This window comes from Psychroserpens sp. AS72, assembly GCF_038900375.1.
Lineage (GTDB): Bacteria > Bacteroidota > Bacteroidia > Flavobacteriales > Flavobacteriaceae > Psychroserpens.
Map to the genome: position 1 here is coordinate 1 of NZ_JBBMRC010000006.1, position 13,386 is coordinate 13,386.

General features: G+C 32.9%; 13 protein-coding genes. 7 read left to right on the forward strand and 6 right to left on the reverse strand.

Annotated elements, in window-relative coordinates:
* A partial coding sequence (locus tag WNY78_RS12080) for a T9SS type B sorting domain-containing protein (protein WP_342873464.1) occupies positions 1–2,187 on the forward strand: 2,187 nt, incomplete at its 5' end.
* A gap of 6 nt (positions 2,188–2,193) precedes the next feature.
* The gene (locus WNY78_RS12085) at positions 2,194–3,201 is read left to right on the forward strand and encodes a type IX secretion system membrane protein PorP/SprF (protein ID WP_342873465.1); all 1,008 of its coding nucleotides are present in this window, start codon (positions 2,194–2,196) and stop codon (positions 3,199–3,201) included.
* A gap of 79 nt (positions 3,202–3,280) precedes the next feature.
* Here WNY78_RS12085 and WNY78_RS12090 read toward each other — a convergent pair whose 3' ends face one another.
* The 3 genes from WNY78_RS12090 to WNY78_RS12100 are packed head-to-tail and all read right to left on the reverse strand — an operon-like array spanning position 3,281 to position 6,047.
* Positions 3,281–4,435, reverse strand: coding sequence for a vWA domain-containing protein (locus tag WNY78_RS12090; protein ID WP_342873466.1), 1,155 nt, complete (start codon positions 4,433–4,435; stop codon positions 3,281–3,283).
* A 7-nt stretch (positions 4,436–4,442) separates the two neighbouring features.
* Complete coding sequence (locus WNY78_RS12095) at positions 4,443–5,018, reverse strand: rhodanese-like domain-containing protein (RefSeq protein WP_342873467.1); 576 nt, start codon at positions 5,016–5,018, stop codon at positions 4,443–4,445.
* A 12-nt stretch (positions 5,019–5,030) separates the two neighbouring features.
* Positions 5,031–6,047, reverse strand: coding sequence for an SIMPL domain-containing protein (locus WNY78_RS12100; protein WP_342873468.1), 1,017 nt, complete (start codon positions 6,045–6,047; stop codon positions 5,031–5,033).
* Between the two features lie 231 nt (positions 6,048–6,278).
* Between WNY78_RS12100 and WNY78_RS12105 the strand changes: the two genes are divergently transcribed.
* Genes WNY78_RS12105 through WNY78_RS12125 form a run of 5 tightly spaced genes read left to right on the forward strand, consistent with a single transcriptional unit; the run spans position 6,279 to position 10,834 of the window.
* A complete protein-coding gene (locus tag WNY78_RS12105) occupies positions 6,279–8,444 on the forward strand; it encodes a histidine kinase (protein ID WP_342873469.1) in 2,166 nt (721 codons plus the stop codon).
* Between the two features lie 2 nt (positions 8,445–8,446).
* On the forward strand, positions 8,447–9,028 hold the full coding sequence (locus WNY78_RS12110; protein WP_342873470.1) for a hypothetical protein: 582 nt from the start codon (positions 8,447–8,449) through the stop codon (positions 9,026–9,028).
* A gap of 11 nt (positions 9,029–9,039) precedes the next feature.
* Entirely contained in the window at positions 9,040–9,774 is a 735-nt protein-coding gene (locus WNY78_RS12115; RefSeq protein WP_342873471.1) for a LytTR family DNA-binding domain-containing protein, read from the forward strand.
* 25 nt (positions 9,775–9,799) lie between these two features.
* Positions 9,800–10,306 (forward strand): hypothetical protein, encoded by a 507-nt coding sequence (locus WNY78_RS12120; RefSeq protein WP_342873472.1) that lies wholly within the window; start codon positions 9,800–9,802, stop codon positions 10,304–10,306.
* Positions 10,307–10,318: 12 nt separating this feature from the next.
* Positions 10,319–10,834: a gamma carbonic anhydrase family protein gene (locus tag WNY78_RS12125; protein WP_342873473.1), complete on the forward strand. Its 516-nt coding sequence runs from the start codon at positions 10,319–10,321 to the stop codon at positions 10,832–10,834.
* A gap of 129 nt (positions 10,835–10,963) precedes the next feature.
* Here WNY78_RS12125 and murI read toward each other — a convergent pair whose 3' ends face one another.
* The 3 genes from murI to WNY78_RS12140 form a co-directional block, all read right to left on the reverse strand.
* Positions 10,964–11,743, reverse strand: coding sequence for a glutamate racemase (gene murI, locus WNY78_RS12130; RefSeq protein ID WP_342873474.1), 780 nt, complete (start codon positions 11,741–11,743; stop codon positions 10,964–10,966).
* A gap of 65 nt (positions 11,744–11,808) precedes the next feature.
* Complete coding sequence (locus tag WNY78_RS12135; RefSeq protein WP_342873475.1) at positions 11,809–12,318, reverse strand: OmpH family outer membrane protein; 510 nt, start codon at positions 12,316–12,318, stop codon at positions 11,809–11,811.
* A gap of 33 nt (positions 12,319–12,351) precedes the next feature.
* A complete protein-coding gene (locus tag WNY78_RS12140; RefSeq protein WP_342873476.1) occupies positions 12,352–13,386 on the reverse strand; it encodes an OmpH family outer membrane protein in 1,035 nt (344 codons plus the stop codon).

A 13,386-nucleotide genomic window follows, 5' to 3' on the forward strand; every position in this document is an offset into this window, starting at 1 on the left:
GATGTGACATTAACCTATCACGTTACTTTAGCAGACGCACAATCAGGTGCTAACCCAATAGCTAACGTCGGTAATTATACCAATACTAGTAATCCACAAACGATTTATGTGAGACTAGTAAGCAATACTAATGGTTGTGTCGATACAGGTATGTTTGATATTAGAGTAGAATTACCACCAGTAGCAGTACAACCAACACCATTAGAATTATGTGATGATGAGGTTGCAGATGAAATCACAGTCTTTGACCTAACCGTAAAAGACAATGAAATCACTGGAGGCGAAGGCAGTTGGAGTGTAAGTTACTATGAAACTCAAGCAGATGCTAATGCACAAGACAACGCAGTAGATGCAGAAGCCTATACCAATACAGCAATAGGCATAGCACCAGCAAACCCACAAACCTTATATGTAGTCGTAACAGATACCGATACAGGATGTACAGATCAAGTTACTCTTACGATACGAGTATTACCAAATCCTACACCAACAGAAGTGCTACCAGATTTAATTCTCTGTGATGATATCAATCCAGGAGATATGGAAGAAGTGTTTGATTTAACCACAGACGAAGTCTTATTACTCAATGGAGAATTAGGTGTCACACCAACCTATCATGAAACAATAGAAGATGCCGAAGATGGCATTAATGCCATAGCAGACCCAACGATGTACACCAATACGAGTACACCACAAGTGATCTATGTACGAGTGACCAATGATATCACACAATGTTATACGATAGTGAATTTCACCATCATCGTTAACCCGTTACCAGATGTGATAGCAGTAACCGATTTTATCGCCTGTGAATTAAATAATGATGGTTTCTACGATTTTGACTTAACAATGAAAGATGCAGAAGTCTTAAACGGACAAGATGCCAGCTTATTCACCGTGACCTATCACGTGAACCAACAAGATGCAGACGATTTAATGAATGCACTAGTTAGTCCATATACCAATGTGACCAATCCACAACAGATTTTTGTAGCCATTACCAATAATGATACAGGCTGTTCTATTAGCACACCAAGTTTCAATGTAGAAGTCCAAGAAGCAGCCGAAGCCAATAGTGATATGGAAACGATACTATATGAGATTTGTGATGATGAAATGGATGATGATAACGATCCAACCAATAACAGTGCACAATTTGATTTAACACTAGTTACAGACCTAGTAGATTTAGATCCAGATAGTGTTCAAGCACAAGTGTTAGATGGTCAAGACCCAGCCAACTACATCATCAGTTATTATGAAACAGAAGCTGATGCCGAGTTAGGTGTAAACCCATTACCATTCTTGTATGAGAACTTAGTGAACCCACAAGTGATTTGGGCAAGAGTAGATAATGATACACCAGATGTTGCAGGTATGGATACCTCTATTTGTTATGCAGTAGCACCATTAACTTTAGAAGTTAATCCGTTACCAGTATTTGATTTAGAAGACAGTTATATCTTATGTGTAGGACTTAATGGAACAGAAGTGTTAAGCCCATTAGTTATAGATACAGGCTTAAGCACACCAACCTATACATTTGAGTGGTTATTAAACGGAACAACAATACCAGGCGCAACCGAAGGCAGCTACATGCCAACCCAAGGAGGAACCTATACTGTAAACGTTACCGATATTACCAGCTCACTAAACACGATGTGTGTAGGTACAGACACGACAGAAGTTATAGAAAGTGCACCACCATCAGTATTGGCAACCGTAACAACAGATGCCTTTGCAGATACTCACGTTATAGAAGTTACAGCAGACGGACCAGGAGTATACGAGTATAGCTTAGATAATGGACCATGGCAAGAAGAACCAATCTTTGTAGATGTTTCATTAGGAGAGCATGTTGTCACAGTACGAGACATCAATGGATGTGGAGAGGCAAGTGCAAATGTTACCGTGATGGATTACCCAAAATTCTTCACACCAAATGGAGATGGATATAATGACACATGGAACATTAGTGCAATAAATGGACAACCAAACGCAAAAATTTATATATTTGACAGATACGGAAAGTTACTCAAACAACTCAGTCCAACAGGAGCAGGCTGGAATGGTACCTACAATGGTAACCAACTGCCTTCTAGTGACTACTGGTTTGTAGTAGAGTACAATGAGCCTAATACAGGTGACCGTAAAGAATTTAAAGCCCATTTTACCCTGAAAAGATAAATCGATATGAATCTAAAAAAGTTTTGTTTAATAGCAATTTTAGCTCTGTTCAGCCAAATAGGAACAGCACAAGAAGGATTACCCATTTACTCAGATTATTTAACTGATAATTATTATTTAATCCACCCTTCAATGGCTGGAGTAGCTAATTGTGCTAAAGTGAGATTGACTGCTCGTGCACAATGGTTTGGTCAAGATGAAGCACCAAATCTTCAAACTTTAAGTATTAATGGTAGAATAGGAGACTCTCCTTCTGCAATTGGTGGTATTGTTTACAATGATAAAAATGGATATCATTCTCAAACAGGTGCTTATTTTACGTATGCTCATCATTTAATGTTTTCTCGTAACACGATTGATTTAAATATGTTGTCATTTGGTTTAAGTGCTGGATTTATTCAATATAAATTAGATGAAACAGAATTTCTAGCAGATGGCTTTGATCCAATTATTGCAGGAGTGGAGCAAAGTGCTACTAACTTTAATGTTGACGTTGGACTTTCATATCACTTAATTGATTTTTATGCACATGCAACGGTTAAGAATGTATTAAGTAACGAAGGTATTAACTTTAATGAACAAGGTTTGAGTTATGATAACTTAAGAACTTATATAGTCTCTGCTGGAAATACATTTAGTAAATTTAATAGCGATTGGAGTTTTGAACCGTCAATGATGTTTATTTATAAAGACGCAACTGAAGAAGCATCTATTGATATCAATGCTAAAGCTTATAAAAAAATGGACTTTGGTAACGTTTGGGGTGGATTATCATATAGAAGAAGTTTAGATGGTGCAGAGTTTTTAGATGGATCTGGAGTAAGCAGTCAAAAACTACAATATTTCACACCATTTGTAGGTGTAGATTACAATAACTTTGTATTTGCATATACATATTCATACCAAGCAAATTCTGTAGTGTTTAATAATGGTGGATTTCACCAAATAACTTTAGGTTATAACTTTAATTGTAAGAGAGAGAAATACGAATGTAATTGTCCAGCAATTAATTAGAAAATCAACTTTATATACATAACAAAAAGTCCCGATCATTAGTCGGGACTTTTTAGTTTAACACATAAGGAATTGATTATTACCATGTGTATTTCTTTGCTTTGGCTTGAGTTTTAATAGCGTTAATCATAGCTTTCTCTAAACCATTATCCTCTTCTTTTTGTTGTGTTTTAATATACTGTCTACGCTTTTCATTTAAGTTTTGAATTTCTGTTTGAATTGCCTCACGTTCGCTGCTTTTTTTTGCGATATAAGCTTTAATTTCTTTGGTGCTCTTATCTTTTAGTTCTGCTGGTAACTCTTGCTTTTTTAAATCACTGTATTTGAAATCTTTTTCTTTTTCAGCATCTACTAAATCCCAAGAGGAGTTTTTATACAAATGTGAACTTTTACTTACTGTTCTACTCACAGCATTTTCTTCGCTATAACCTTGTGCATTATCATCTTGTTCTGCTTGAAGCGCCATTTTTGTTCGTCCGATATTTCCGTAGGCAACATAAGTCTTATTAAGTTTATGATTTAATTTTAATATTTTATCATCATAAGGTGTAGCAACATAAGTTGTTGCATGGTTGTGATTAATGGCCATATAATCACCATGTGATAAGTCTGCACCATCTTTCCAATAGGATGAAATGCCTTGATTATAGTCACCACAAAAAATAGTATTTACACTAACACCATTTTTATGCGCTTGTTTTGCAGCATCTTGATAACTGATTTTACCTTGTGAAAAAGGTTCGTTACCTGCAATGAATATAAGTTTTAAATCATCTTCATTTTCTCCCCATTTTAATTGGTTTAATGAGGTTTGTATCACCTGACCGCAATATTCATTTCCTCCATTTGTAGTGAGAGAAAATAATTGTTTTGAAATTTCATCTAAATCGTCACTAAAAGCAATGACTTGTCTAATAAAACCTTCTTCTCCATTGAGATTATCATTACCATATTCATAAAGAGCAATGTTAAGATTTGGTTGTTCATTACCACATTTTGCATAGGATAATTCATTAACTATGTCCCAAAGTTGCGCTTTTGCTTGGTCAATTAATCCATCCATACTATTACTTGTATCGAGCAATAGAGCCACTTTAATAGATTGCTTATTTGGATGGTGTGTTTCGGTTTCTAAAAGTGCTATTTGCTCTTTTTCTTTTTTCTCATTGGCATTGCAGGACATAAACCCAATCATGCAGAATAAGAAGACGAGTGTTTTAAATTTTGTTTTCATGTGTTCGTTATTTATTATTTATTGTTGTGTATTCTTGATTAATTGTAGTGCCTTCATACACGATTCTTTGATCTAGGATGGAGATTAATTCATCTAACTCGTAGACGTTTTTATAACCGTAGCCATATAAATTGATATAGGTTGGAATATTTAATGCCAATGATAATGTCTTCTTTTTGTCTTCTTCGGAAGGAGGAAGCAACAAAGTTTTGCTCATAAAGTGAACTTCGTCTCCATCAAAATTATTATTGCAATAAATTAGAATGGTCGTGTTTGTATCTGGAATTAGCTTTGCCAGATTACTTTGAGAAAAGTCTGAGAAATTTAAATGCAGAGCACCTTTTACATGTTTCTTGTCATACATATCCTTAGAACGTGTGTCTAGAATAATGACATTTGGATTTTTGCTTTTCTCTGAAAATTCTTCAAAACTTATTAGTCTTTTTGCTCTGTGATCTTTGACTACATTCACCAAATCTTCAAAATCGCTATAACTTACTTTAGCTTTTGGGAAGTTGGGTTTTTGAGTTTCCGAAGTAGAACACATTAAGAGTGTCATTGATAATAAAATAAATGTTTTCATTATGGTTTTGGTTTAATCGGTTTGTAATGCTTTAATATCTAAAGTTCCGTTTGGAGACACCACATAGTATTTGTGTTTGATTTCTGTCTTAACTACAGGCTCAGCTTTAGCTTCCTTAGGTTTTGGTGTGTATTGTAATCTTATATTCATACCTATTTGTACAACAGGCTCCAAAATTGACGGATTTACAACCACATCATAATTTTCATAAGACAAAGGTTGGTAGTAATACGACGTTTGCTTTTTAACAGCAGTAACTCCTTTTTTCTTATGAATAGCTTCAAAAGAAACGCTGTTAAATGCTTGGTAGCTTTGGTAAAAATCTTTTGGGAAATAACAATATTGATCATCTGCAATGGCTACATTATAATCTGCTAAATCAAAACCTAAAATCTTGTAATACGCTTTCTTCTCTTCTATAAGTTTAAGGAGTTTGGTTTGTAAGTTTTTATAGACTTCGGCAATGTTTTCAATGTAGTAATCCACTTTTACCAAATTGTAGATTTCGCTTTTAGCGCAAGCAGTTAAAATGGTTTCAAATTGATTGGTTTTTGTAAACTGAATGTGTAAATTTTGCTGTAATTCAAATCCGTTAGGAACTTCAGTATACGTTTTACTAAATAACTTTTTTTGTACCTCGATTTCATAGTTTGGAACAAATGAAATCACATCAACAGCAAAATCATCATCTGTAATCCCAACCGATTTTAATTGGCTTTTAATTTTATCAATTCTTTGATTGATTAATAGGTTGGTACTATCTGCTGTTGGACCAATTTGTGAAATATTAAAAATAGCAGTGTAGGTTGTGGCTTCTACATTTTGTAATGCCTTAACATCAATAAAAACATGTGTACTTGGACTAAGAACTTTATTGATTTGTTGTTGTACAGTAGGATTGTAAATGGTTGCATTACCAGAGTGTAATACATTTTGGCGAGAAATTTGATCGTAATTTCCTTTGTGTTGTGCTGTTACATTTCCGAAGAAAAATAAAATGAGTAACACACTTAATACATTGTTTTTCATTCTTTGATTTGTTTTTTGAATTGCTGTAAATCTAGAAGCATCTTAATTTGAAAAAAAACTAGAATGAGTAAAGAGGTCGTTTGATTTAGGCAAACCGATTGGTAAATGAGTGAGTTCGCACATTTTGAAGTTCAAATGTGATGTATTGGTACGACTCCATTTTATTTAATCAATTAAAGTATGTAAGTTTATTCCGTTCAATAAAAATAGACCCAATTAAATGGGCATAAGATGAAACAATTAGTTACATATAGTCTCTTAGTTTTACTGTTTTTTTCCTTCGGAAATATTACTGCTCAACAAGATGATAAAGCTTACGAGAAAAAAGAAACTACATTATTTACAATTAGAGGTTCGGTTAGAGAAAGTGATACTTACAAGCCCATTTCAAAAGTAAATATTGAAGTTAATGGAGGCGCATATACGATGACGAGTATAGACGGAAGTTTTATTATTAGAGCTAGAAAAGGTGACGAATTAGTGTTAAGACATAAAGACTTTGAAACAGTTTATTACACGATTGAAGATGATGAACGGATTACTGTAGAAGTAGAACCAGCAATAAAAAGCAAACAATCTAGATCAAAGTTTAAAACAGATGTAAAAACATTTAATGCATTAATTGATTCTATTGGTAAATACAAAAAACTAAATATTGGTAAGAGTATAAATTTTGCAGGTGAAGCCATATCTCAAAGTGGATCACAGCAACAAAATGCTGAAGCATATTTAGTTTTAGCCGAAGTCTACATGCATTGGAAACAATTTGATTTGGCAGTTACAAATTATCGAGTAAGCCTACAAAACAATGAATCCAATGAAGCAAAATTAGGATTAGCAAAAGCCTACGAACGTAATAAAAACTATCAAGAAAGTATTGATACTTATAAAGCGATAGATAAAAAACAATTGAGTAATTATCAATTGGTGACTTTATATGAAGGTTTGGGAGATACTTATTTTAGTATTAAAGATTATGATGCTTCAATAAACGCTTACAAAAAGGGACTTGAAATTTCTAACAAACATTTGATCAAACCTAAGGTTGTTGATTTAAATTCAAAAATTGCGCAATCTTATAATAGTAAAGGTAGCGTTGATGAGGCAGAGTATTTTTTTGATAATTCTCTTAATCTCGCTGAAGAAGGTACCAAAAAACGAGCCCTAGAAGAAAAAGAAACGGTAGCAGAATTTAATAATACCAATCGCAATTATTCCGAAGAAATTCAACTTAGAAAAGAAATTGTAAAAGATGTTGAAGATGTAGAACGCGATTCTATCGTAGAAAACGAAAGTGCACTTACACTTCAAAAGCAAAACTATAAAATTGGTAATGCTTATTTCTTGCAAAAGGATTATGCAAATGCTATCCCTTATTTAGAGAAGAGTAGAGAAGAGGCAGATGCAAAAGGAGATTTAGTTGTAAAAAAGGATGCGATTCGTAAAATCTCTGATGTATATGTTGATGCAGGAGATTTTGAAAACGCTAAACTAGCTTTTGAAGCTTATAAATTAGTCGTTGATGAGTTATATATAAAACGTGAGCAAGAGTTGTCTCAATCTGATCGTTTTAGACGCAATATTGTAGAACAACAAAATAGAATCACCAGTTTAGAAAGTGATCGTCAGCTCAATTCTAGTTTAGCAAATGAGCGTAGTAAAAATCAAGAATTAATTATTTATTCTTTGGTTGCAGGTTTGGTGTTATTGACTATTACAGCATTTTTTATGTATAAATATATTAAGCAACAGCGTTTTGCTAATAATTTGCTGGCTTTAAAATCATTGCGTAGTCAAATGAATCCGCATTTTATTTTTAACGCCTTAAATTCAGTAAATAGCTTTATTGCGAGTAATGATGAACGTACTGCAAATAAATATTTAAGTGATTTTTCACATCTTATGCGAGCAGTTTTAGAAAATAGTGAGGAAGATTTTATACCGTTGCAAAAGGAAATTGAACTGTTAGAACTATATACTAAGTTGGAGCATTTCAGATTTCAAGATAAATTTGATTATGATATTACGGTAGATGCCAATGTGGTTGTTAGTGAGTATCAAATTCCGCCAATGCTATTGCAACCCTATATAGAAAATGCAGTTTGGCATGGATTACGTTATAAGACCGAAAAAGGCCATCTACAAATTACAGTAGCAAAAAAGAGTGCTAACGAAATAACAATCACAGTAGCAGATGACGGTATTGGACGAACAAGATCTAAAGATTTAAAAACCGAAAACCAACAGAAACAAAACTCAAAAGGCATGGGTAACATTAAAAAACGTGTTGCTATTCTTAATGATATGTATAAAGATAAGGTAGATGTGTTTATTGATGATAATTCTGCGGATGAAGATGCAGGAACAAAAGTGGTGGTAACTTTAAAAAAAGATTAATTATGAGAAATTGGATTTTATTGTTTTTGGTTTTTTTATCAGGAATATCATTTGCTCAAACAGATGACAAGCTAAAATTAGTTTATACTGAAAAAAGAGTAATGTATTCTGATAGTTCTCAATTAAAAGTATATGACAATACTAGCAAAAGTGTAATAGAAGATCCTAAAGTGGCATTTTATATAAACGGAGATTTTATAAGTAATGCTTCAATATTGAAAACTATAAACCCAAAAAAGATACAATCGTTATCGGTAGAAAAAGATTCAATAACAATTAATGATGATTTATATATTGGAAAAATATTTATCAATTTAGTTGATGGTTATCAGCCAAAATTAATTTCCTTGAAGGATTTTATTGCAACTCATTTAGAATTGAATGATCTACCACAAATTTTTCAATTAGATGAAACTATACTTAATGTTAATAGTGATGACTTTTTGATTGATGAACATTTTATAATGGTGGTTTCTGTAGAAGAAATTAAAACTTCCGAAGAAAATGTAAGTGTAAATCTCATAAGGCTTATTACTAGAACGGAAGAAAATATTAAAAAAGGTAATACTGTCATTATTAAGTAAGAATTTATACTATGAAACTAAAATCAATAATCGTAGAAGACGAAGAAACTAGCAGAAAAATCCTGAGGAATTATCTCAACAAGTATTGTCCAAATGTTGAAGTTTTAGGAGAAGCTGCCAATGTAGAAGAGGCTTTGGTTTTAATTCGTAATACAGAATTAGATTTAGTATTTCTAGATGTAGAGATGCCTTATGGTAACGCGTTTGATTTATTAGATAAAGTTGGTGATGTTAATTTTGAAACGGTCTTTGTAACCGCATATAATCATTATGCAATTGATGCTTTAAATGCACATGCATCGTATTATTTGATGAAGCCTATTTCTATAGACGAACTCATTAAAGCTGTAGATTATGTGACCGAAATTAGAACCAAAGAAGACGCACTACAAGATCAAGTTCTAGTTCCAAAAATGACAACTGTTAATGGTAAAATTACGATTCCGCAGCAAGATGGGTTTGAAGTCCTGCAAACCGCAGATATCATGTATTGTAAAGCAGATGATAATTACACCGAAATTTATCTCAACAACAATAAAAAGAAACTCGTTAGTAAAACCTTAAAGTATTTTGAAGATGCCTTGACAGAAAGTGGTTTCGCCAGAGTTCACAAAAGTTACCTCGTCAACGTTAATGAAGTGACTAAATACATCAAAGGAAAAGGCGGAAGCGTTGTTTTAAGCAGCGGAAAGGAAATTATGGTATCTGCCTCTAAAAAGTCTGATTTGTTGTCTTATTTTAAGTAGTATGAGTTTTAAAAACCAAATTTATATGTTATCTCTTTGTATCTCATTTTTTATGTCATGCAATTCTAATGAAAAAGTGGAAAAAGTAGATGTAACTACAAGTGAAATTAAAACAGATAATAAAACTGAAATCACATCAACTAACATTGAAAAGCTAAGTAAGATTCTAGATTTCGAAACGCATAAACCAATTAAAGTCCATTATAAATATGTGTTTATTGACAATTCTGGGCAACATGAAAGGCTTTCCGTTTCTGGACCATCAGATTATTATTTAGAAGCTATTTTATATTTTGATGAAGAAACGTTTAAAGCAATGAACGATTTTGAATTGAATTTAGAATGGATGGAACAAAATCATAATAAGCGAGATTTCAATTTTGATTGGTTGCCAAAATCCATAAAAAAAGAGTTAGCAAATCACAACATTAAAAATTATAAAGGACATCCAGATTTTTTCTTCGGAACAGGAGTAAACGGAAAAGTTTGGTATCTAGACAATAAACTATTACTTCAAGAATACACCAACTAATACCAACAAATCATGCCAATTATAAAACCAGTAAAAGGAAAACATCCACAAATTTCAGATGATTGTTACATCGCAGAAAACGCAACCATTGTTGGTGATGTTTCTATAGGAAAACAATGCAGCATTTGGTTTAATGCAGTCATTAGAGGCGATGTGCATTTTATAAAAATAGGAGATAAGGTTAATATTCAAGATGGAGCTGTGATTCATGCAACCTATCAAAAATCACCTACAACTATTGGAAACAATGTCTCAATTGGTCATAATGCAATAGTTCACGGTTGCACGATTCATGATAATGTACTTATTGGTATGGGAAGCATTGTCATGGACGATTGTATTATTGAAAGCAATAGTATTATTGCTGCAGGAGCAGTGGTTACAAAAAACACGATTGTTGCGTCTGGAAGTATTTACGCAGGTGTTCCAGCGAAAAAGGTAAAGGATATTAGTCAAGAATTAATTTCGGGTGAGATTAATCGTATTGCAGATAATTATGTAGAGTATTCTAGTTGGTTTAAAGAGTAAATGAAATGTCATTCAGAAGGAAGAATAACTGAAGAATCTAATATTAATCAAGAGTTTCTACGCTCACGCTTTGAATGACAATGATTTTTTAACAATAATTTCAGTCCCGATAATTATCGGGATGAATACTTAAAAATCTAACCCTTTCACAGTAAACTTATCCTCTAAAATACTTTTCAAGACCGTTACATTTCCGTTGGAATAAAACATATTCTTAGTGTTTTGAGTCGTGATATTTAGAAGTTCATGTTGCCTTAATACAGCTTTAGTTTGTTTGGCAACCGCTAAACCAGAATCTATAATTTTAACATGCTTTGGAAGCATTTCTAGTAACTGCGGAATGAGATAAGGGTAATGTGTGCAACCTAAAACCAGATAATCTATATTTGCCTTTAGCATTGGTTTTAGATACTCGTGCAATAGTGATTTCATGGCATCACTATTAGTTTTACCTTGTTCAATTAGAGGAACAATGCCTTCGCCAACTTGTTCAATAACGGTGATGCCATTACTATATAGATCTGTTGTTTTATGAAACAAGTCGCTACTAAGTGTACCTTTAGTTGCAAGAATTCCAATAGCTTTCGTTTTAGTGTTTAACGCAGCTGGTTTTATTGCAGGTTCAATACCAATAAACGGTACATTAAAAGTTTCTCTGAGTGTTTTTATAGCATTGGTTGTCGCTGTATTGCAAGCCACAACAATAATTTTACAATTTTTTTCTAGAAGTAACTCAGTGTTTTTGATACTTAAAGCAATAATCTCATCCTTTGATTTATTACCATAAGGTGCATTTTTACTATCTGCTAAGTACATGGTGTGTTCATGAGGTAATAGCGCATTAATTTCTTTGAAAATGGATGTACCTCCAATTCCAGAATCAAAAATGCCTATTGCTTGTGTACTCATATTACAAAAATAAAAAAGCCACTTATTAAAAGTGGCTTCTTTGTATTTTATTTAAGATGTTCTTATTAGAATCCTAATTCTTTCTTTACATCTGCTAAAAGGTCTTTTCCATCTGCTACTAAAACACCACCACCTTGAGTAGAGTCTAATACATATTCATAACCTTGAGCTTTAGCTACTGCTTGAATAGCTGCTTTAGCTTTTTCAAAGATAGGTTTTAATAAAGCTGCTTCTTTTTTACCAAGATCTTCTTGAGCACCTGCTTGAAACTCACGAATACTTTGTTCCATTTGTTGTACTTCTTGAGCACGTTTAGTGTTCTCTTCTTCTGTTTTAGTATCAACTTCTGCTCTATACTGTGTTACTTTGTTTTGAAGCTCAGTCACATTATCTTTATATTGAGCATCATAAGTTTTAGATAATTTTTCAATTTCTGCTTGTGCTGCTTTCATTGCTGGCATAGATTGAACTAGCTCAGTCGTGTTAATATGTGCAATTTTACTTTGTGCTGTTGCAAGACTTGTTGTTCCAACAAATAGTATAGCTACTAATACAAGGGTTTTTAAATGTTTCATTTTTAAATTTGTTACGTGTTATAATTATTATTTTTAGTTATCGTCAGGAACGGAGTCGTTTTCTTTTGCTTTTTCCTCTCGTTCTTCTTTAGCTTTTTTACGGTCTTCTAATATTTTCTTTTTTCTCGCTTCGAGTGCTTTTTTACGCTCTTCACGATCTTTTGCTTTTTGTTGTTTCTTCTCTTCGGCTATTTGAGCTGGTGTTTTTTCACCTGTACTCACTTTAGCTTTCGTAGAATCTGTTTTTTTAGTGTTCTCACCTTTTTCTGCAGTTGGTACCGATTTACCACTTGCACTATCTCTCTTTGCTTTGGCTGCTGCTCTTTCGTCTAATATTTTTTGACGCTTCTCTGCTGCAGCTGATTTTAAAGAATCTCTTCTTTTTAATTGTGCTTCTTGTCGTTTAGCAATTTCTGCTTCACGAGCTGTTTTTTTATCTTCAATGGCTTGTTGACGCTCATCTAATTCCTTATTTACAACTGGTACAACATCTTCCTCTTCAGCTTTTTTACGTTCAGATCTAGATTTTGCTTGAGTTCGTTTAGATGATCTAGTAATGCTTCTAATAACAAGTTCACTAAGGTCAAAACGTTCTGCTGAATACAACATCACTACATCTGCAGATTTATCAAATATAAAATCATATTTTTTTCCACCTGCAATTTCTTGTACAGCTGCAAAAATTTGATCTTGGATAGGTTGAATCAATTGCTTCTTTTGAATCATCAAATCTCCATTTGGTCCAAATCGCTTTTGTTGGTAATCTAAAATCTCTGCTTCTTCAAATGAGATGTCTTCTAAACGTTCTTCGTATAACTCTTTCGTTAACAGAACACTTTCACTATTTAATTGTTTCTTTTTAGAATCAATTACACTAAGACGTTGTTCGATCTCTGTTTTCCATTGTTGAACTTTACTCTCTAGTTGTGAATTAGCTTCTTGATATTCTGGAATATTCTCTAAAATATATTCAGTATCTATATAACCTATTCTTACACCACGTTGTGCATTGGAAACAAAGCTCATTAGACTTATTATGGCCACTAAAAAAAGAACTTTACTTTTCAT